17 protein-coding genes are annotated in these 20,357 nt (G+C 71.6%); 6 read left to right on the top strand and 11 right to left on the bottom strand.

The window, feature by feature from the left end; genetic code table 11:
• Positions 1-93: 93 nt before the first annotated feature.
• The gene (locus ACFY0T_RS31570; protein ID WP_388878008.1) at positions 94-2,250 is read right to left on the bottom strand and encodes an ABC transporter family substrate-binding protein; all 2,157 of its coding nucleotides are present in this window, start codon (positions 2,248-2,250) and stop codon (positions 94-96) included.
• Between the two features lie 474 nt (positions 2,251-2,724).
• On the opposite strand from ACFY0T_RS31570, the gene ACFY0T_RS31565 reads away from it, so the two are divergent.
• The 4 genes from ACFY0T_RS31565 (at position 2,725) to ACFY0T_RS31550 (ending at position 6,770) form a co-directional block, all read left to right on the top strand.
• Positions 2,725-3,012, top strand: coding sequence for a hypothetical protein (locus ACFY0T_RS31565; protein ID WP_388878005.1), 288 nt, complete (start codon positions 2,725-2,727; stop codon positions 3,010-3,012).
• A 183-nt stretch (positions 3,013-3,195) separates the two neighbouring features.
• Complete coding sequence (locus ACFY0T_RS31560) at positions 3,196-4,017, top strand: hypothetical protein (RefSeq protein ID WP_388878002.1); 822 nt, start codon at positions 3,196-3,198, stop codon at positions 4,015-4,017.
• 18 nt (positions 4,018-4,035) lie between these two features.
• Positions 4,036-6,003, top strand: coding sequence for a fumarate reductase/succinate dehydrogenase flavoprotein subunit (locus ACFY0T_RS31555; protein ID WP_388877999.1), 1,968 nt, complete (start codon positions 4,036-4,038; stop codon positions 6,001-6,003).
• The gene (locus ACFY0T_RS31550) at positions 6,000-6,770 is read left to right on the top strand and encodes a succinate dehydrogenase/fumarate reductase iron-sulfur subunit (protein WP_388877997.1); all 771 of its coding nucleotides are present in this window, start codon (positions 6,000-6,002) and stop codon (positions 6,768-6,770) included. Before ACFY0T_RS31555 ends, ACFY0T_RS31550 begins: the two co-directional genes overlap by 4 nt.
• On the opposite strand, the gene ACFY0T_RS31545 is transcribed toward ACFY0T_RS31550, so the two are convergent.
• Genes ACFY0T_RS31545 through ACFY0T_RS31530 form a run of 4 tightly spaced genes read right to left on the bottom strand, consistent with a single transcriptional unit; the run spans position 6,751 to position 9,924 of the window.
• Positions 6,751-7,107, bottom strand: coding sequence for a hypothetical protein (locus tag ACFY0T_RS31545; protein ID WP_388877995.1), 357 nt, complete (start codon positions 7,105-7,107; stop codon positions 6,751-6,753). The two genes, ACFY0T_RS31550 and ACFY0T_RS31545, sit on opposite strands and share 20 nt — an antisense overlap.
• Entirely contained in the window at positions 7,104-7,454 is a 351-nt protein-coding gene (locus ACFY0T_RS31540) for a hypothetical protein (protein WP_388877991.1), read from the bottom strand. Before ACFY0T_RS31540 ends, ACFY0T_RS31545 begins: the two co-directional genes overlap by 4 nt.
• Positions 7,451-8,587 (bottom strand): phosphotransferase, encoded by a 1,137-nt coding sequence (locus ACFY0T_RS31535; RefSeq protein ID WP_388877988.1) that lies wholly within the window; start codon positions 8,585-8,587, stop codon positions 7,451-7,453. The genes ACFY0T_RS31540 and ACFY0T_RS31535 overlap by 4 nt, the downstream gene beginning before the upstream one ends.
• Positions 8,584-9,924 carry a hypothetical protein gene (locus tag ACFY0T_RS31530; protein WP_388877985.1) on the bottom strand — a complete coding sequence of 447 codons (1,341 nt, stop codon included), beginning with the start codon at positions 9,922-9,924 and terminating at the stop codon, positions 8,584-8,586. Before ACFY0T_RS31530 ends, ACFY0T_RS31535 begins: the two co-directional genes overlap by 4 nt.
• A 468-nt stretch (positions 9,925-10,392) precedes the next feature.
• On the opposite strand from ACFY0T_RS31530, the gene ACFY0T_RS31525 reads away from it, so the two are divergent.
• On the top strand, positions 10,393-11,994 hold the full coding sequence (locus tag ACFY0T_RS31525) for a hypothetical protein (protein ID WP_388877982.1): 1,602 nt from the start codon (positions 10,393-10,395) through the stop codon (positions 11,992-11,994).
• 311 nt (positions 11,995-12,305) lie between these two features.
• Here the strand turns inward: ACFY0T_RS31525 and ACFY0T_RS31520 are convergent, their stop codons facing one another.
• The 6 genes from ACFY0T_RS31520 to ACFY0T_RS31495 all read right to left on the bottom strand — a co-directional run bounded on the left by ACFY0T_RS31520 (position 12,306) and on the right by ACFY0T_RS31495 (position 19,059).
• Positions 12,306-14,900: a SpoIIE family protein phosphatase gene (locus ACFY0T_RS31520; protein ID WP_388877979.1), complete on the bottom strand. Its 2,595-nt coding sequence runs from the start codon at positions 14,898-14,900 to the stop codon at positions 12,306-12,308.
• Between the two features lie 243 nt (positions 14,901-15,143).
• On the bottom strand, positions 15,144-15,575 hold the full coding sequence (locus ACFY0T_RS31515; protein ID WP_388877976.1) for an ATP-binding protein: 432 nt from the start codon (positions 15,573-15,575) through the stop codon (positions 15,144-15,146).
• 231 nt (positions 15,576-15,806) lie between these two features.
• A complete protein-coding gene (locus ACFY0T_RS31510; protein ID WP_388877973.1) occupies positions 15,807-16,214 on the bottom strand; it encodes a (deoxy)nucleoside triphosphate pyrophosphohydrolase in 408 nt (135 codons plus the stop codon).
• A 43-nt stretch (positions 16,215-16,257) separates the two neighbouring features.
• Complete coding sequence (locus ACFY0T_RS31505) at positions 16,258-16,440, bottom strand: SPOR domain-containing protein (protein ID WP_055618615.1); 183 nt, start codon at positions 16,438-16,440, stop codon at positions 16,258-16,260.
• A 456-nt stretch (positions 16,441-16,896) separates the two neighbouring features.
• The gene (locus ACFY0T_RS31500; protein ID WP_388877969.1) at positions 16,897-17,649 is read right to left on the bottom strand and encodes a GntR family transcriptional regulator; all 753 of its coding nucleotides are present in this window, start codon (positions 17,647-17,649) and stop codon (positions 16,897-16,899) included.
• Positions 17,650-17,796: 147 nt separating this feature from the next.
• Positions 17,797-19,059 carry a DUF4190 domain-containing protein gene (locus ACFY0T_RS31495; RefSeq protein ID WP_388877966.1) on the bottom strand — a complete coding sequence of 421 codons (1,263 nt, stop codon included), beginning with the start codon at positions 19,057-19,059 and terminating at the stop codon, positions 17,797-17,799.
• A 92-nt stretch (positions 19,060-19,151) separates the two neighbouring features.
• Between ACFY0T_RS31495 and ACFY0T_RS31490 the strand changes: the two genes are divergently transcribed.
• Positions 19,152-20,351 carry a serpin family protein gene (locus ACFY0T_RS31490; RefSeq protein WP_388877963.1) on the top strand — a complete coding sequence of 400 codons (1,200 nt, stop codon included), beginning with the start codon at positions 19,152-19,154 and terminating at the stop codon, positions 20,349-20,351.
• The last annotated feature ends 6 nt before the right edge of the window (positions 20,352-20,357 follow it).

Here is a 20,357-nt window from a genome sequence, read left to right as displayed (position 1 = left end):
CACCCCGTAAGCGCCGGGCTGCGCGACCTGCCCCGACCTACGCCCCGGTGCCGGGAACCTTGGTGCGACAGGGCACCCGTTCGACTGGGGGCGCTAGCTCTTTGATGGGGTTGCCGAAGGCTGGGCGCCCTTTTTCAGGAAGCCCATGTCCTCGTAGATCGGGGTCTGGAAGCCGAAGGCACCCGCGTTGGCGAGGTTCGAGCGCGCGGCGGTGAGCTGAGGGCGCTGGTAGAGGGGGATGGAGCCGGCGGCGGCCCAGATGTGGGCGTCGGCCTTGCGGACCAACGAGCGCTCCTCGTCCTCGTCCAACGTGGCAATGGCCTGATCGAAGAGCTGATCAACCTGGTCGGTACCGACCCGGGTGAAGTTCTGCTCGACGCTGAGCGAGCCGTCGGCGGCCGGCACCGGCTTCGCGAAGATCGGCCGCGCGTCGGTGGCCGGGAAGGCGGTGGCGGGCCACGAGTACAGCGCCAGGTCGTACTGCCCCGAGGCGATGTGGTCCTTGAAGTAGCTGTCGTCGGAGACCTTGGACAGTTCCGCATGGATGCCGATGCGCCCCAGCATCTGCGCGATCCGGTCGGCGACCGCGCGCAGGGACTCCGAGCCGGGCCCCGAGGGCAGCACGAAGCGGAGCGTCAGCGGCTTGCCGTCCTTGGTGAGCGCACCGGCCGCGGCGCCCGCCGGCGCGGCCGTGCCCTTGGGGGCGTACGCCCCCGGCGCCCCGCCCTGGTTGACGTACTGCCGCCCGTCCAGGTGCTTGCCGGCCTGCTCGTCCGCGTACTCCCCCGAGTGCCTCTGCTGGTGCTTCTCGCCCTGGTTGTGCTGCTCGCCGTGGTTGCGCTTCTCGCTGTGGTCCTTGGGATCCTTCTTCTCCCGGTCGGCATCGGAGGGCTTGTCGTCCTCTCCGACGATGTACGTCCCGTCGTCGCCGGAGCCGTCCGAGTCCGGCGACGCCTTCTTGCCCTCGGAACCGGCGGCCTTCTCCGTCTTCTTCTGCTCCTTGACCGGCCCGCCGGGCACCCACCCGGCCTCGGTCAGCAGGGCTTGCGCCCCGGCGGTGTCCTGGCCGCCGAGGGCGCCACTGTTGTCGGCGTACGCCTGCTGGCCGGAGAGGGCGAGATGGCTGCCGACCGGCACGGCGGGCAGCCCGAGCGGCGCCAGCACCACCTTGGCGAGCTCCTCGCGGTCGAGAGCGCGGGCCACGGCGCGGCGCACGCGCTCGTCGGTGAGCGGGCCCTCGGAGCCGTTGAGAGCGAGCTGGGTGTAGGCGGGTTCGAGAGACTTGCGGACCACGAAACCGCGCAGCGTCGACTGCCCCGCCTTGCTCTGCTTCCCGCCGGGCCCCTGCAGGGGGGTACTGCTGCTCTGGTCGCCCGCGGCGAGCGTGATCCGCTCGGCCGCGGAGGGATCGATCTCGGCCAGGTCGAGCTGGTCCGCGGCGAGCGCGGTGGCCCGCTTGTCGCGGGCGACGGCGATCAGATCGATCTCGGAGAGCTTGGTGGGGCGGCCCCACCAGCGCGGATTGCGGGTGAGGTGGACCTTGCCCTCCTTGCGGTCCACGTTCTGCAGCGCGAAGGGCCCGGCGGTGACCTTCAGCTTCCTTCTGGCGCCGTCGTTGAAGGAGTCCGGGGTGCCCATGACGTCCTTCGGGTACAGCGGCGAGAACAGCGACTTCCAGTCGGCGTACGGCCGGCTGAAGGTGACCCTGACCTCCAGGTTGTTCTTGCCGCGCTCGATCTTCTCGATGCGGTCGTAGCCGGCGTTGCGGGCCGTCCAGTACGCGGTGTCCTTGCCGGACAGGGCGCGCCACTGGGCGGCGAAGTCGGCGGCGCCGATCTCGCGGCCGTCGCTCCAGACCGCCTGCTGGTTGAGCTTGTACAGCACGACCTGCTTGGGCTCGCGCTCGACGATCTTCGCGGACTCCAGGTAGTTCGGGTTGACCTGCGGGCGGCCGTTCTGGTCGAGCCGGTACATGGACGGCAGCACGGCACCGGCGACGCGGGAGGTCGCGGCGTCGGCATCGGCCTGGAAGGTGTTGAGCGTCTCCGGTACGGAGTCCACGGCCCAGCGCAGGGTGCCGCCGTCGGCGATCAGGTCGCGGGCCGCGGGCGCGATGTCCTGCCCGGCGACGGGCTTGCCCGCCTCGTCCTCCGCGCTGCACGCGGCGAGGGCGGGTACCGCGAGCGCGCCCGCGGTGAGGAACGCGACCGAGCGCATCACCGCGCGCAGTCCGACGCCGTCGTGGGACATCACTGCAACCTCCGGGGGACGCTCCGCTGTGCGGGCAGGTCGGCTTTCTGATCACGTTTGGCGGTATATGGAGTTGATCAGATGTATGCGCCCACTGAAGGGGAGAGGAGCCGCGCGGGGGCGGCGACACGCGGGGACGGGCGCGAAGGCCACCCATGCGGCGCAATCGTTCCGCCCCCTCCGCCCCTACCCATTCCCGTCCCTTGGGGGCTGCGCCCCCCCCAGACCCCCGCCAAGGGGCTGCGCCCCCAGGTACGGGACGGGTAGGGGCGGAGGGGGGCGAGACACCTCCGGGCGCCCGGACCCGCCAGGGGAGGCACCGGCGCGTGCAGGGCGCGTGGCGGCGCGTTCGGGATGGTGCGATCCTGGAATCCGTGCAGATCTCTTCACACGGCCCGGTGTGACGCGCAACACTCGCAGGCGCATGAACGTTGCCGCCTTGGGCCAGAGGGTCCGCGGAAGTGAGGGCAAGTCATGTCCGTGCACGACGACTTGACGTCAGTACAGCGCTGCCTCGACGACCTCGCGAGGTCCGTGGGACGGCTGGAACAGCAGATAGGCACGGGCCTGGAGATGCGCCGGGTGCGGGTCGACGCCGACCACCTGCGCGAAAGCCTCGCGCTGCTGCGCGAGGCCGCCGACCAGCCGGCCGCGCCACGCCGACCCGACCTGGTCGCCATCCCCGACGCCCCGTACGACAACTCCCTGTGGACGGACTCGGACGACGAGGGCCTCGGCGCCCGCGACCGCCACGCCCCCTGAGCGCCCAAGGCGAGTGAGCCGAAGGGAGGCGCCTGTGTCGAGAGGCCATAGGTCTCCCCTGCTCGAGCGAGGCCGAGAGCTTGGGGGAGCGCGGCGGCCCGACAAAGGAGGGTCGACCACGGTCGGCCTCTCGCCCCAGGCGCGCCCCGGAGGCGAACCGAGCCCTGAAGAGGAGCAGCAGCGTTGGCCACTGGTACGGAACCCCATCTGAACAGCGGCGGCGTACAGTCCGGTACGCGCGCCGCGATCGCCGCCCCGCATCTGCGGACCGACCGCTGGTGGCTGGCGCCCGCCGTCACCGCGGCCGGGCTGCTGGCCTTTGTCGTGTACTCGACATGGCGGGCGTTCGCCGACACGCACTACTACGCGGCGCCGTACGTCTCGCCGTTCTACTCGCCGTGTCTGGCGGAGCGGTGCGCGACCATGCACGCGGGCCCCAACGCGGACCTCTTCGGGAGCTGGTGGGCGATCTCCCCCGCCGTCATCATCCTGATCTTCCCGCTCGGCTTCCGGCTGACCTGCTACTACTACCGCAAGGCCTACTACCGCGGCTTCTGGGCATCGCCGCCGGCCTGCGCGGTCCCCGAACCGCACAAGAAGTACTCCGGCGAGACCCGCTTCCCGCTGATCCTGCAGAACATCCACCGGTACTTCTTCTACGCCGCGATCCTCGTCGCCGGTGTCCTGACCTACGACACCGTGCTCGCCTTCCGCGACGAGCGCTACCACTGGGGCCACATGGGCCTGGGCACTGTGGTGTTCCTGGTCAACATCGTGCTGATCTGGGCGTACACCGTCTCCTGCCACTCCTGCCGGCACATCGTCGGCGGGAAGCTGAAGCACTTCTCCAAACATCCCGTGCGCTATCGGATGTGGCAGTGGGTCGGGAAGCTGAACGCCCGTCACATGCTGCTCGCCTGGACGTCGCTGGTGAGTGTGGCGCTCGCCGACTTCTACGTGTATCTGGTCGCGTCCGGCGCCTTTGACGATCCGCGCTTCTTCTGAAATGAGTGGGGCCTTCTGATGTCCGTGGTCGATCGGCAGGAGTGGGACGTCGTCGTGGTCGGTGCCGGGGGCGCCGGACTGCGCGCCGCCATCGAGGCGCGGGAACGCGGCGCCCGTACCGCCGTGATCTGCAAGTCCCTGTTCGGCAAGGCGCACACCGTGATGGCCGAGGGCGGCATCGCGGCGGCGATGGCCAACGTCAACGAGAACGACAACTGGCAGGTCCACTTCCGCGACACCATGCGCGGCGGAAAGTTCCTCAACCAGTGGCGGATGGCCGAGCTGCACGCGCAGGAAGCGCCCGACCGCGTATGGGAGTTGGAGACCTGGGGCGCCCTCTTCGACCGTACGAAGGACGGGCGGATCTCGCAGCGCAACTTCGGCGGCCACGAGTATCCGCGGCTCGCCCACGTCGGCGACCGGACCGGGCTCGAACTGATCCGGACCCTCCAGCAGAAGATCGTGTCCCTCCAGCAGGAGGACATGAAGGAGACCGGGGACTACGAGAGCCGCCTGAAGGTGTACCAGGAGTGCACCGTCACCCGGATCCTCAAAACTGTGTCTGACAGCGGCTCCGCCGCGGGCAGCCGCGTCTCCGGGGTCTTCTGCTACGAGCGCGAATCGGGCCGCTTCTTCGTCCTCGAGGCGCCCTCCGTCGTGATCGCCACCGGCGGTATCGGCAAGTCCTTCAAGGTGACGTCGAACTCGTGGGAGTACACCGGGGACGGTCATGCGCTGGCGCTCCTCGCCGGGGCGCCGCTGCTGAACATGGAGTTCGTGCAGTTCCACCCGACGGGCATGGTCTGGCCGCCGTCGGTGAAGGGCATCCTCGTCACCGAGTCGGTGCGCGGCGACGGCGGAGTGCTCAGGAACTCCGACGGCAAGCGGTTCATGTTCGACTACATCCCGGACGTCTTCAAGGAGAAGTACGCGCAGTCCGAGGAGGAGGGCGACCGCTGGTACGACGACCCGGACCACAACCGCCGCCCCCCTGAGCTGCTGCCCCGCGACGAGGTCGCGCGCGCCATCAACTCCGAGGTGAAGGCGGGCCGCGGTTCGCCGCACGGCGGGGTCTTCCTGGACGTCTCCACCCGTATGCCCGCCGAGGTGATCCGCCGCCGGCTCCCGTCCATGTACCACCAGTTCAAGGAGCTCGCGGACGTCGACATCACGGCCGAGCCGATGGAGGTCGGACCCACCTGCCACTACGTCATGGGCGGCATCGCGGTCGACTCGGACACGGCTGCCGCGCGCGGCGTACCAGGGCTGTTCGCGGCCGGCGAGGTCGCGGGCGGCATGCACGGCTCCAACCGGCTCGGCGGCAACTCCCTCTCCGACCTGCTGGTCTTCGGGCGGCGGGCGGGACTGCACGCCGCCGAGTACGCCACGGACCTGGCCGGGGACCGCCCGCCCGTGGACGACATCCAGGTCGACACGGCCGCCGCGGAGGCGCTGCGGCCCTTCTCGGCCGAGGGTCCCGAGCCGGGCGCCGAGAGCGGGCGCCCGCCCGAGAACCCGTACACCCTGCACCAGGAACTCCAGCAGGCCATGAACGACCTGGTCGGCATCATCCGCCGCGAGGCGGAGATGGAGCAGGCCCTGGAGAAGCTCGCGGAGCTGCGGGTACGGGCGCGCCGGGCGGGCGTGGAGGGCCACCGGCAGTTCAACCCCGGCTGGCACCTCGCCCTCGACCTGCGCAACATGCTCCTGGTCAGCGAGTGCGTCGCACGGGCGGCGCTGGAGCGTACGGAGTCCCGGGGCGGCCACACCCGGGAGGACCATCCGGCGATGGAGCGGGCGTGGCGCCGTATCAACCTCCTGTGCCAACTGACCGATCCCACCGGCGGATTGGCGGCCACCGACCCCGTACACGGCCAGATCGACCTCGTACGCGAGAGCACCGAACCCATCCGCCCCGACCTGCTCGCCCTCTTCGAGAAGGAGGAGCTGGTCAAGTACCTCGCCGAAGAGGAGCTGTACGAGTGAGCAGCTATGAGGCCCGCTTCAAGGTGTGGCGCGGGGACGCCGAGGGCGGCGGCCTGGAGGACTTCGAGGTCGAGGTGAACGACGGTGAGGTGGTGCTCGACATCATCCACCGGCTCCAGGCGACCCAGGCCCCCGACCTGGCCGTGCGCTGGAACTGCAAGGCGGGCAAGTGCGGTTCGTGCTCGGCGGAGATCAATGGGCGGCCGCGGCTGATGTGCATGACGCGGATGTCGGTGTTCACGCAGGAAGAGACGATCACCGTCACGCCGCTCCGCGCCTTCCCCGTCGTACGCGATCTCGTCACGGATGTGGGCTTCAACTACACGAAGGCGAGAGAGGTCCCGTCCTTCGTCCCCCCGGCCGGCCTCGGCCCCGGCGAGTACCGGATGCAGCAGGAGGACGTGGACCGCTCGCAGGAGTTCCGCAAGTGCATCGAGTGCTTCCTGTGCCAGGACACCTGCCATGTCGTCCGCGACCACGAGGAGAACAAGCCGGCGTTCGCGGGCCCGCGCTTCCTGATGCGGGTGGCGGAGCTGGACATGCACCCGCTGGACGCGGCGGCGGAGTCCGGCCTGGACCGCAAGCGCACCGCCCAGGACGAACACGGGCTCGGCTACTGCAACATCACCAAGTGCTGCACGGAGGTCTGCCCCGAGGGCATCAAGATCACGGACAACGCCCTGATTCCCTTGAAGGAACGGGCGGTCGACCGCAAGTACGACCCGCTGGTGTGGCTGGGGTCGAAGATCAGGAAGCGGGAGACGTAGGGCCGGAATCCGGGCCTGCCGCGGGGCCGCCGGGGCGTCGGCGGTCGCGACGGGCGCGGTGCATCAGGGCGGCTCCGGTGAGCATTCCGGCGCTGCCCACGAGGGTGAAGGCGAACTGGACGGCACCGGGGCCGATCATGGCCAGCGCCAGTGAGGGAAGCGCGACGGACGCCGTCAGCACCAGTGCGCCCTGGCCCCACAGCCGTCGCCGGAAAACCGGGCGGCGGTTCCACCCGGGCACCCGGCCCCCGCGCACGGCGATGATCCCGACGGCGGCCGCCAGTCCCAGGGCCACGCCCTCGGCGAGCCCCAGCGCGAAATGCCAGTCGGTGGTCATCGGCTTGCGGGACGGCCGGGGCGCTGCCCGGCCATCTGTAGCACCAGGCCCACGAAGAACAGGGCCATCCCGGCCATGGCGTACGGCGTCATGTCGGCGTCGGGCCCGTGGAACGGTCCGAGGAACATGTACAGGGACATACCGACGGCCCCCACCACCGCCCCGTATCCCCACAGCTTCGGCCGCAGGACACGGCGGCGGCCCCACGGCGGCACCCAGCCCGTCGTGATCCCCGCGATCCCGATCCCCGCCAGGCCGACCACGGCGAGCACGGCCACCGCCACCAGAATCCAGTGCATCAGTCCCCCATCCCGGTGCGTGCCGAGCAGGGCGCGCACCCAGATCATGGCACGCGGGGGTCCTTGTCCTCCAGAAGGATGAGCGTCTGCTGAATGCTGTGCTCCGCGATCCCGCGCATCAGCCCCGGCTCCGGGAAATCGCCGTCGAGGAGGCGGAGCGGACCCGCGACGAGGGACAGGTGCATGGCCAGGCGGTACAGGCGAAGCCGGTCCTCGTCGAGGCCGTCGGCGCGCAGGGCCTCGTAGTGGTCCTGGAAGCGCAGCCGCAGGAAAACGTGCTCCCACTCGGCGTCGAAGTACATCAGGCCCTCGATGTCGATGAGGGCCGGGTGGCCGTCGGCGTCCACGAGGACGTGGTCCGGGCCGAGTTCGCCGTGGATGAGGGTGTGCTGGGTGCGGGGATGGATCGCGGCGGTGAGCTCGTGGATGCGGTCCTGGAGCGCTGCGCCTACGGCGGCGATCCGGGCGTCTCGTGCCGCGGCCTCCGCGAGGTCGATGAGCACACGGTCCCGTACGACCTCCTCGCAGGAACTCCCGTATGACACACCGCCGTTGTCGACGAGGGCGACCTTGCCGTAGCGGGGGGCGCGGTGGCCGCTCATGGTGTGCAGGGCCTCGGCCAGTTCCCGCAGGGGCTTCGCGGCCGCCCGCGGATCACGGCGCAGCAGCTCCTCCAGGCTGCCGCCGCACACGTCCTCGACGACGGCCGTGTCCGCCGGGAGGTGCTCGCGCGTGCGGTCGGCGAGGAAGAGGCGCGGCGTGCGGATGCCGAGCGCGGCCAGCCGCTCGTACGAGGCCGTGAAGAGGTCGATTCCGGAGGCGTGGGAGAAGGGGTCGCGGTGGTGCTCAGCGGGGCCCGAAGGATCCACCGGGCCGGTCTGACCCGTGGGCGCGGGCGACGCCGTCTGCTCCGTCGGGTCCGTCGGGTCCGTCGGGTCCGTCGGGTCCGTCTGCCCCGTCGGCTCCGTGGGCTCCGTGGGCTCCGTCGGCCAGAAGTCCTCGTCCGGGGACCAGACGTACGCGATCGCTGTGGAGTCGTCGTCGAAGGTGAGGCGGTAGACGCCCTTCTTGCTGCCGCCGCGCAGGCGGGTGACGGCGGTGAGGATGCGGGTGGGGCCGAGGGCGGCGCGGGCGAGCGAGGCCAGGTCGTGGCGGCTGAGGGGTGTGCGGGTGGCGGTCATCGGACCCACCCTTCCCGATAGGCGGTCCAGTCGGCTTCCGTTGCCGCGAAATCCACGTACAGGGCGACCCCGAAGTGCTCGCGCGTGCGGTCCGTGCGGGAGAGGCCGAGACGGGTGCCGCGTACGGCCGCCGCGACCGTTTCCGCCGACGCGTAGTGGACCCTTGTGTCCTCGTGGAAGAACGGCAGGCCCATCAGCAAGTCGGTGGACTTCGGGGTGACTTCGAGGGCGAGGGAGGTCTGCTGGGCGACGTAACCGCCGTACAGGCTCTCCAGGGGCATCGCCGTGTCGTACGACATGACGGCGATCTGGTCGACGCGGCGGGCGACCTGGCCGAAGTACGACTGGGACCACCACTTGGGGTGTCCCGTGAGGGTGCCCGCGATGGAGTGGGCCGCGGGGAGCGGGTCGATCTGGTGGGCGGCGACGGAGAGGGGGACGCCGCGGGCCCGGGTGAGCCGGTGCAGGTCATCGAGGAGGGAGAGGTAGTCGCGGTCGCCCGAGTGGAGGGGTTCCAGGTCGAAGTGGACGCCGTCGAAGCCGGCCACGAGGATCTGGCGGGCCGACCGCACGACGGCATCCCGGGTCGCCGCGCGCTCCAGCCGCAGCCCGACCGGCCCCTCACTGGCCAGCTTGTCACCGAGCCAGGCCTGCACCCGTACGCCGGACAGCTCCCGGTGCACGGCCGCGATCAGCCAACCGGCCCGCGAATACGCCGTCTCCGGCAGCGTCCCGTCGTGCTCCAGCGGTCCCGCGTGCACGTACAGATCCCGCACACCGCTACTCCGCAACCGCCCCGCCAGCGCCTTGACGTCCGCGTCCCCCTTCCGCCCGTCCACCCAGGCGTGCCCCAGCCAGAGGGCGTCACGGTTCCTGGTCTGGGTCCCGGGGGCCGGATCTCCGGCGTAGTTCACCCGCAGGGCGATTCCGGCCGCGAGGGACGGGAGGAGAAGGACGAGGACAAGCGTGACGGCAATGCGCTTGGGCCAGCGGAGACGGGGGTGCCGCCAGGCCTGGGCGATCCGGCGGGCAGGGGTGGCGCGGCGCGAGGGGTTGCCGGGGGCGCCTGTCGGCGGTGCGGGGGCGTCGACCTGGTCTCCCGGGCAGCCCAATGGCTGGGCGGTGCTGCCGGTCTGCACGTCTGCGTCGCGTGCGTTGCCCGCGTCGCCTGACGGCGCATCGGCGGCGTCGCCCGGCGGCACTCCGGCGTCCCCTAGCGGCGGCGTGGGAGCGTCGACCTGGTCTCCCGGGTGGGCTGACGGCTGGGCGGTGCTGCCCGTCGGCACCCCTACGTCGCCGCTCGTCGGCACTTCGGCATCCCCTAGCGGCGGCGCCATGGCATCGGTCTGGTCTCCCGGGTGGCCCGACGGCTGCGTGGGGTTGCCCGGCGGCCGGGCTGAGTCGCTCTTCGGCTCCCCGGGGCGGGCTGTCGTCGGGGCGGGGGTGCTCACCGGCGGGCCGCTTGTTGGCGGCCTCGGGGCGCTCATCGGCCGCCCGGCGTCGTCCGCTGGGGGCTGGGGGTCGCCCGTCCGGGCCTCTCCGGGCGGTGCGGCCTCCGTGGCTGTCGGCTCGGGCGGGCTCTCCGGGCGAGTCGTTGCCGTGTTCGCCGTTGCTTCGGACTGCTCTGCCGGGGCCGTCGTTCCCGGCTCCGGGCTCTCCGCGCGGTCCTCCGGCGCGGATTCCATCCGTCCCGTATCCATCCCCCGTGCCCCTCCTGTACGCCCCCGTATCCCCCGTACCTTAGGCGTCCCCGCCACGGCGTATCCCGGTCGCGTCGGCGCGCAAGCGGTCATACGCTCCCAAATGTGACGTCGCCCCAGAGCCGAAACCGGTCGCGCCGAGCCACGTCCCACATAGCCGTGCGGGTGGCGCATGTCGTGCTCGGGGGGCTGCTGGCGGTGGGGTGGCTGGTGCTGCCCCTGGCGAGGGCGGGGACCGGGGACGCGGTGACCGTGGCGCGGGGTGTGCAGGTCGCCGACGAGGTGGGGGCCCGGACGGCCGAGGGCGATCCGGATCAGGACGAGACGACGGCCACCGGCGATCTCGTACTGCCCCTCGTCGCGGTGGGCGCCGCGGCGGTACTGGCGGCGTACGGGTACGCGCGGCGCAAGCGGCGGGCGAGGACACGTACGACTCCTGGCGGCGGCGCCCCGCACGTCGCACCGCCGGTCCTCGAACTCGACCAACGGACCCGGCAGTTGCTGATCGACACCGACGACTGCGTCCGCACCAGCGTCGAGGAACTCGGCTGCGCCACCGCCCAGTTCGGGAGCGAGCCGGTCAAGCCCTACGCGGAGGCACTGTCGTACGCGAAGTCCGAGCTGGCGGCGGCCTTCCGGCTGCGGCAGCGGCTCGACGAGGCCGCCCCGGAGGACGGCCGGAGCATGCTGGAGGAGATCGTCCTGCGCTGCACGGAGGCGGGGCGGCGGCTGGACTCGGAGGCGGCCGGGTTCGATCTCCTGCGCGCCCTGGAGCGCAGCACCACCGCCGCGCTGGAGCACGCCGAGACCCGCTTCCGTGAGCTCGCCGCACGCACCCCGGCCGCCCAGACGACGCTCGGCGACCTCCACCAGCGGTACGCCCCTTCCGCCTCCCTGCCCGTCGCGGGCCACGTCGAACAGGCCAAGGACCGGCTCGTGTTCGCGACGGTCCATCTCAACCAGGCGCGGCAGTCGCTCGACCGGGGCGACGGCGGGAAGGCGGCCGCGTATCTGCGCGCGGCGGAGGGGGCCGTCGACCAGGCGGCCACCTTCGTGGCCGGCGTGGAGCGGCTCGCGGGCGAACTGGCCGCGGCGGCCGAGCAGTTGCCCGGCGCGCTCGCCGCGGTAGAGACCGACCTCGCTGGTGCCCAGGCTCTCCTGGCGACCGCGGGCGTCGGTACGCTGCCCGGGCGGGTCGCGCACGCCGAGTCGCTGCTCGCCGATGTGCGCCGGGAGTCGGCGGCCGGTGCGTACGATCCCCTCGACGCTCTGCGGCGCATCGCGGAGGCGGGTGCGGCTCTTGCCGAGGCGCGCGACGGGGACCTTCCCGAGGAGCGCGCCCGCGCCCTCCTCGACCAGTTCGTGCTCCCGGTCCGTAGCGCGGTCTCCGCCGCGGGGGACTTCGTGACGACGCATCGGGCGGCGGTGGGGTGCGGGGCGCGGACGCGGCTGGCGGAGGCGGAGCGTCACCTTGCCGGCCGGTCCCCTGCCCTTGCCGACGTGCGGCGGGCCGACGTGCTGGCCCGTCAGGCGCGGGAGCTTGCCGAGCGGGATGTACGGGCGTACGGGAGTCCGTCCGCCGGGCGCGAAGGTGCCGGGGTCGGTGGGGCCGTGCTGGGTGGGATCCTCCTGGGGGGTGGAGGCGGGCCAGGGAGCTTCGGCGGGCCCCGGACACGGGCACGCCGGGCGACCTCCTCCCCGGCCTGACCCGACACCGACACCGGTGCCGGCCCGGGAGGTTTTTCGCCCCCTCCGCCCCTTCCCATTCCCGTCCCTTGGGGGCTCCGCCCCCAAACCCCCGCCAGGGGCTCCGCCCCCTGGACCCCCATCGGCCTTGACGGCCTCGTCCTCAAACGCCGGACGGGCTGAAACTCTCCAGCGCCGGCCCGGGGGAAATCTTTCAGCCCGTCCGGCGTTTGAGGACGAGCGCGCAGCGCGATAGCGGGGCTCTGGGGGCGGCAGGCCCCAGGTATGGGACGGGTAGGGGCGGAGGGGGCGAAAAAACCCACCCCCTGCCCTCAGAACAAGCTCAGCAACGCCTCCGCCGGGTCCGTCAGCCCCGTTTCGCCGTCCGGCAGCGGGAGTTCGAACCACACTGTCTTGCCCCGGGGGGTCCGCCGGGACCCCCAGGCCGCGGACAGCAGCCCCACGAGCTGCAACCCCCGCCCGCCCTCGTCGGTGTCCCGCGCCCGCCGCCGCCGCGGCTGGACGAGCCCCGCGTCCCAGACCTCGCACACCAGGGTGCGGTCGAGAAGCAGCCGTAGTCTGATCTCGCCCTCGCCGTAGCGCAGCGCGTTGGTGACCAGCTCGCTGACCAGGAGCTCCGCCGTGTCGACGAGCGGCTCCAGGTCCCAGGCCACCAGCTGCGTCCGCGCGTACTCGCGGGCGCGCCCCACGCTGCGCGGCTCGCGCGGCAGGGTCCAGTCGCCGACGGACTCGGCGGGCAGCCCCTGGACACGTGCCATCAGCAGGGCGATGTCGTCCTCGCCGTGGTGGGTGTCGAGGGTGTTGAGAACGTGGTCGCAAACGTCCTCGAGGGGACTGGAGGGGTCCGTGAGGGCGCCGACGAACGCCTGCAGGCCTTCGTCCAGCGGATGGTCGCGGGACTCGACCAGTCCATCCGTGTAGAGCGCCAGCAGCGCGCCCTCCGGAAGCTCGACCTCGACCTCCTCGAAGGGCTCGCCGCCCACCCCGAGCGGCATCCCTGGCGGCACGTCGAGCATCAGCGCGCTCTCGCCGGGCTCCACCAGCACCGGCGGCAGATGGCCCGCGTTGGCGAAGGTGCACCGGCGCGTCACGGAGTCGTAGACGGCGTACACGCACGTCGCGAGGTACACCTCGGAGAGGTCGGCGTCGCGCGGCTGTCTGGCGGTGCGGGTGGCCTGCTGGACGCCGGGCGTGCCGAGGCCGCGCGCGATCTCGTCCAACGCCGAGAGGACCTCGGCGGGTTCCAGGTCCAGTAGCGCCAAGGTGCGTACGGCCGTGCGGAGTTCGCCCATCGCCACCGCGGCGCGCAGGCCGCGTCCCATCACGTCACCCACCACCAACGCGGTGCGGTGGCCGGGGAGTTCGATGACGTCGAACCAGTCGCCGCCGACCTCCGTCGCGGCGTTGCCCGGCAGATAGCGGCAGGCGATGTCCAGACCGGAGGCCTCGGGGTCACCCGGGGGCAGCAGGGACCGCTGCAGTATCAGCGCGCGCTCGTGCTCACGCCGGTACAGCCGCGCGTTGTCGATGCAGACGGCGGCGCGCGCGGCCAACTCCACCGCGAGCGCCCTGTCGCGTTCCCCGAACGGCTCGCTGCCCTTCGTACGGGAGAACTGGACGAGCCCGACGACGGTGTCGTGGGCGACCATCGGGACCGCGAGCGTGGACTGGATGAGGCCGCCCTCTTCGGCGGGGATGTGCCGGGGGCGCGCGGTGCGCAGGGCATCCGCACAGGGCGAGTTGAAGGGGTAGTGGTGGACCGCGCCCACGGCCACCGGTGCCGGTCCGCCGACGAAGGGAGCGTCGGAGACGGCGCTCGCGAAGGCCACGCGGCGGAGTTCGGCGCTGCCGTCGGCCAGGCCCGGCGGGGTCTCGTCGCCGGCCAGCAGGCCCTGGTAGAGGTCGACAGTCGCGAGGTCGCAGAATCCGGGGACGACGACGTCGAGGAGTTCGCGAGCGGTGGTCTCCAGGTCGAGGGAGTTGCCTATGCGGGCGCCGGCCTCGTTCAGAAGGGCGAGATTGCGCCGGGCCGCGGCCGCCTCGCGGGCGGCGGCGCGGCGGGAGGTGATGTCGGTTCCGAGCCAGGCGATGCCAATGGGGCGGCCGCTGCCGCTGTGCACGCGGTAGAGGTTGATGGACCAGTGGCGGCGCTCTTCGGAGCCGGGCACATGGCCGGTGACGTGCATGTCCGTGATGGAGTCGCCGGTTTCGAGGACGCGGCGCAGGGTCGCCGAGACCCGCTCGGCCTCCGCGCGCGGCAGATAGTCGTAGACGCCCCGCCCACGGTGGTCGTCGACGGTGCCGCCGAAAGTCGAGGCGAACCGCTGGTTGGCGCGCCGGACCCGCAGCTCCGTGTCGATCAGCAGAAAGCCGAACGGAGATTGACCGAAAATCGCCTGCGAGGCGGCGAGGTCCGTCTCGATGGAGCGCAGGGTGCGGACGTCCACGACGATGCAGACGGCGGCCCGTTCGCCGTCCTCCGTAGTGGTGGGCATCACATAGACCTCGGCGAGCCCCTCGGTCCCCGCACCCCCGCTGTCGGGGGCGGGCAGCTGGAAGGGGACCACTCCGGTCCACTCCCGTCCGTCCAGGATCTCCGCCATCTTGCGCTGCCCGAACTCACGCCGGTCGGGGGTGACGAACGCCTCGATGGGATCCATGCCGACGGCCCGCTCGGAGGAGATGCCGAAGAGCTGCTCGGCCCGCAGGCTCCACTGGTCGACGAGCCCGTCGGCGCCTATGGAGAACGAGGCGACCTTGATGTAGTCGTAGATCGAACCGGGCGGACTGCTCTGCCACATCGTCTCGCCCGTCGCCTCGCCCACGGCGGAATCGACCGCGGCCTCAGCCCTCGCGCCGTCCGACGGGTCCTCGGACTCCGTGGCCTTCGCTGGTATCTCGCTCACGCGAACCGTCCCCTCCAGCTCACCGCGTCCGGCACCGGTCACCGGGGGCGGCTGCCCGCAGTATCCAGCACTACGGTGCCGCACAACACGGTGTTCACGATCACAGCACGGTCCCGATGGTTTTTGGACCGGCCGCGACATACTCCCAGTCTTCTAACCAGGTGGTGCCCCGTCGAATCAAAGAGTTCCGGCGGCATCGGTGGCCTGAACCCATCGGTCGCGCCCCTCCGGGCCGACGCGCCGTCAGCCGGGCACCGCCAGCTCGAACCAGACCGTCTTTCCGGTCCCCCCGGGGCGGGTGCCCCAGCGCCGGGACGAACTGGCCACGAGCTGGAGTCCACGGCCGCTCTCGTCGTCGGCGTCTGCGGTCCGTTCGCGGGGCGGGTCCGGCAGCGAGTCGGAGACCTCCACCAACAGGGCGCCCCGCACCCCGTCGGGACGTACCAGCCGTACTCCGATGGGGCCGGTCGCGTATCGCAGGGAGTTCGTCACCAGCTCACTGACCAGCAGTGCGGTGATGTCACCGAGGGAATCCAGCTCCCAGGTACGCAACTGACCCCGGACGACGGCGCGGGCGGTACGAACGGCACCTGGTTCCGCGGGAAAGGTCCACTCGGCGCAGTCGCCTTCGGTGTCGATCAAGCCGATCACTTCCCAGGCCGGGAACCCACCCATGTCCGGTTTCGTGGGGTTAATGGGCACATACCCGATATCCGTGACGCCTTACCGCACAGGAAGGCGCACTGTGGCACGAACGGCGTACGAGTCCCCGAACCCTGCCCGCACACACCCCACGGGGCCCCACTACGCCCTGCGGACTTTCCCTACGCCCGCCCTCTGCGCCTGCGGACTTTCCCCACGCCGGCCCTCTGCGGCTGCGGGCTCCCCCCTGCCAGGCTGCCGCCGCTACTCCCCCGCGCTCAGCCTCAGCAGCGCGCCCTTCACCGCCGGTACGTCCGGGTCCAGCCAGTCCACGCCCCAGATCTCGCCGGGGGTCAGCCAGCGCAGCTCGTCGTGGTCCTCCAGGGGCTGGGGTTCACCGGAGCCGGGCAGCAGCCGCGCGGTCCACACCCGCAGGACGTACCCCGGTTTCAGGGGCCACTCGCCGGGGATCCGCTCCAGCGGCTCGGCCTCGACGCCGAGTTCCTCGCGCAGCTCCCGTACGAGGGCGTGCTCGGGGGTCTCGCCCGGTTCGACCTTGCCGCCCGGCAACTCCCAGCGCCCGGCCAGCTCGGGGGGCGCGCTGCGGCGGGCGGCGAGCAGACGCCCGGCGCTCAGCAGGGCGGCTCCGACCACCACGATCCGTTCCGTCATGCGCCGGAGCCTACGGGAGCGCGGGGCGGCCCCGTACGCGCGATCACTTGCTTCCGTTCTGCCCGATCCGCTCGACCCAGTAGAGCTGCTTGTGCCCGCGATCATCGAGGCTGTCCGCGATCTTCTGGGCCTCGGCCCTGGTCGCGTACCTGCCCACGCGGTAGCGATTGCCGTTGTCGTCCTGCCGTATGACGAGCCAGGGAAGAGTGATCGTGCCGTCGTTCATCGCGCCCCTCCACTTCCCGCCCCGGGCCCCCGCCGTACTCCGCCCTCTAAGGAAACCGCAATCCGCATATGCCCGACCCTACGCCTAACCTTTACGCAGCGAATACGCCTTTTCACAAAGAGGTACGCGAGAGGCACGCCAGAGGTGCGCAACCAGCCAGAACGGGAGGGGGTGCACGCCATCGAACGCGCTGTCGACCGCCCCCCGCGCGCCCCCGAGCAGCACGAAGTCCCGCCCAGGCAGGGCTCTTGAGAAAGGCCAGATTCCAACCGGGCTTCACGCGCGGTCCACTTGGCGGACGCCGCGGGTCAGTTCCCGGACGGCGTCGGCCACTTCACCGGCACGCGGCACCCGGTTGCTTCACAGGCTGATGACAGTCGGTTACTTCACGGCTGGTGATGGTCGGTTACTTCGCGGCTGGTGATGGTCGGTTACTTCACGGCAGGTGGCGCGCGGTTACTTCACGGGCAGGTGATAAGCGATCCGGTACCGGTCCGCCGGTACGACGACGTCGGCCGTCTCGACCGGGCGGCCGGACGCGTAGAAGGTCCGCTGGATGACGAGGACGACATGCCCGGGTACGCCGCCCAGCGCGAGGAGTTCCTCGGCGAGGCCTGGGCGCGCTCCCACCTCCTCCGTGACGTTGTCCACGATCACGTCGATGGCCGCCATGCGCTCGACGACGCCCATGCCGCCGAGCGGGCCCTCCTCGGGGAGCATCACCGGCGTACGGCCGGTGACGGCGAGGGGTTCCCAGGACGTGGAGAGCATCATCGCCTCGCCCCCCTCCCGGTACACGTAGTTCGTGCACATCACGCGGTCGCCGGGCTGGAGGGACAGGCGCTCGGCGATGGCGCCGCTCGCCTCGACCTGCCGGCTGCGGGACTCCCAGGTGCCGTGCACGGAGGCGTCGGCCTGCTCCTGACGGAAGGGGGTCGCCCCGCTGTCCGGCCGGTACCCGGAGCGGGCCACGCGGCGCGGCACCGGCCGCTCCCGCACATAGGTGCCCGACCCGGAGCGGCCCTCGACCAGGCCTTCGGCCATCAGCACCTTGCGTGCCTCCAGGGCGACCGTGTCCGAGACGCCGTATTCCTCGCGGATCCTGGCCTGTGACGGGAGGCGGGTGTGCGGTGGCAGCGAACCGTCGACGATCTTCTTGCGGAGATCACCCGCGACGCGCAGGTACGCCGGCTGCTCACCGAAAGTCACTGGCCGCTCCCATCAGATTGTACAGACAGCAACAGCGTGGCAACCCTGGGTTGTGCCATGCAAGCAAAGGCCAGAGAATCACTCGAAGTGATGACTTGTGCCCGCCGAGGGCTTTACGCAGGCACTTTCTCCCCGGTATAGCCGCCGTCACACCTCCATGCCGGTGCCGCTTCCTTCGCCGTCCTGGCCGTCGCCGCTCTCGTCGGACGGCGGCGGGGTGGTGGCGAGGCCCAGAGCCTTGCGTGTGGTGACCGTCTTCTTGGGGTCGATGAGCTTCATGCCCTTCTCGTAGTGGGTGTAGAAGGTGTCCGCGTCCTGCGCGGCCGCCGCCTTCGCCCACTCCTTCTGGGCCAGCTCCATGTCCTTCACCAGGGCGTCGACCGGCTTGCGGACCGCGGGGGCGAACCCGTAACCGCGCAGAGCGTCCGCCTGCGTCGTGAGCGCGTCCGAGACCTTGGTCGCCCACTTCTTGTGGCCGGGCAGGTCGTCCTCCACGTACTCCGCGTCGGGCGCCGCGTCCATCGCCGCGTTGATGCCCTGCGCGGCCTGCAGATAGGCGAGCTGGTCCGCGTCGAGCGTGGTCGCGTCCGTGCGCAGCGAGCCCGTCAGGCTGCCCTTCTCGTCGGTGTTCCCGAACATGCAGGTGATCTCGCGGTCGCCGAGGCGCCAGCTCTGCCGCGTCGGCGTGAAGTAGTACACGTCGACGTTGTCCGGGACGGCCCAGGCGTCCATCGCGTACGCGTCCTTCAGGGCGTAGCACTTCTCGTCGGCGGAGTCGGTGATCGCACCGTCACCCGGGTAGGCACCGCCCCTGCCCAGCCGGAAGTCGGCGAAGACCTCGGCGTCGTGCTTGCCCGCGCACGGCACCTTGTCGACGTCGTACGCCATCCCCTCCAGGGCGCCGCCGGGCGCGTCGAAGCACTCGCCCTTCTTGAGCGAGAAGGCGGCGCCGCTGCCCGAGTCGTTCGCCGCGTCCTTGAAGCCGTCCCAGAAGTCGCCCACGCCGCCCGTGGCGATCGCGACCGCGAGCAGCACGACGCCGATCGACGACATGACCATGCCGCCCACCGCCATCCCCTTGCCCCGCTCGCCCCGCTTCTTGATCTGCGCGAGCGCGACGATCCCGAGGAGCAGCCCGACGGCGGGCAGGAAGCAGAGGATGCCGAGGACGAGCGCGGAGATCGCGAGACCGTTGACGGGCGCCGGCCGGTTGTACGGGGAGTAGCCCTGGCCCCAGGGCTGGTACGGCGCCGGATAGGGGGTCTGCTGGTACGGGTACGCGCCCGGCGGCATCCCCGGAGTGCCCGGCGGCAACCCTGGAGGCGGGTACTGGCCTCCGGCCTGCTGCGGCCCAGGAGGCGGGTACTGGCCTTCGGGCTCCTGCGGCCCGGGCGGCGGGGGTATGGCCACGAGTACCTTGCTCCTAGTCCAGGCGAGGTAGAACCTGCGTACGGCTGCCATATGGCTGCGCGCATCGTAAGCGCGACATGGCTGGGGGCGTAATGGAGGTTACGAACGCGACAATTCCGGCGGTCAACGGCCTGACGGCGCGTTGGGCGGGTGTGGTGTCGGACGGCACGGTCTTCTCGGCGGCCGGGGTGTGGCCCCTGCTCGGCTTTCTGGCGGACGGGGCCGGCGGCGCGGCGCGCGCGGAGCTGGCGGAGGCCGTCGGCTGCCCGGCGGAGGAAGCGGCATACCGCGCACGGGAGTTCATGGCCACGCTCGGCGCGATGCGGGGGTTCGACTCGGCCCTCGGGCTGTGGACCGACGAGCGGCTGAAAGCGCGGGAGGAGTGGGAGTCGGGGCTGTCCGCGGGGACGCGCGGGGCACTGACGGGCGCTCACGACGCGGACCACGCGACGCTCGACGCCTGGGCGACGGAACGGACCGGGGGCCTCATCGAGCGCATGCCGGTCGACCTGACCGACGAGACCATGCTCGTCCTGGCGAGCGCGCTGGCCCTGCGCACGAAGTGGCTGCGCCCCTTCGAGGAGCGTTTCTTCCGGCCGGAGGCGGGACCGTGGCAGGGGCGCGCGCTGCTGGGGCTGCGCCGCCGCAGCGTCCTGCTGGACCGGATCGGCGTGGCGGACACACCGCACGGGTCGGTCACCGAGCTGAAGGTGCTCGGCTCCACCGGCATCGACGTCCATCTCCTGCTCGGCGAGGAGCGGATGAGCCCGGGGCAGGTGCTGGGCGCGGGCGTGGACCTCCTCGGCGGCACCCGCGAGGTCGTGCCCGGTCCGCTCCTCCCGTACGGCGACGTGGGGCCCGGCGTGCGCGTGGCGAAGGAGCGCTGCGTACGGCCCCGGCCGACGACGTTGCGCGTCATGACGGCGGCGTACGAGGTACGGGCGGAGCACGATCTGCTGGAGCGGAGCGCCCTGTTCGGCCTCACCGCGGCGAGTGACCGCGGCCGGGGGCACTTTCCCGGCATCTGCGCGTGGCCGCCGCTGGCCGTCGAGTCCGCCCGGCAGTGCGCCATGGCGAAGTTCGGCGCGCTCGGCTTCCGGGCCGCGGCGGTGACGTCCATCGGTATCGGCGTCACCTCGGCCCCCGAGCGGCACCACGTGACCACGACGATCGACGCCGTCTTCGACCGCCCCTTCGGCTTCCTCGCCGTGCACCGCCCCACACGCCTGGTCCTCGCGGCCGGCTGGGTCACGGACCCGGAGCCGTACCGCGAGGACCAGGGCAGCTACTGACCGTCG

Source organism: Streptomyces sp. NPDC001530, from assembly GCF_042894545.1.
In the GTDB taxonomy this organism is placed as follows: Bacteria; Actinomycetota; Actinomycetes; order Streptomycetales; family Streptomycetaceae; genus Streptomyces.
Note: the sequence above shows the minus strand (reverse complement) of the source record. Positions and strands in the feature narration are given on the sequence as shown.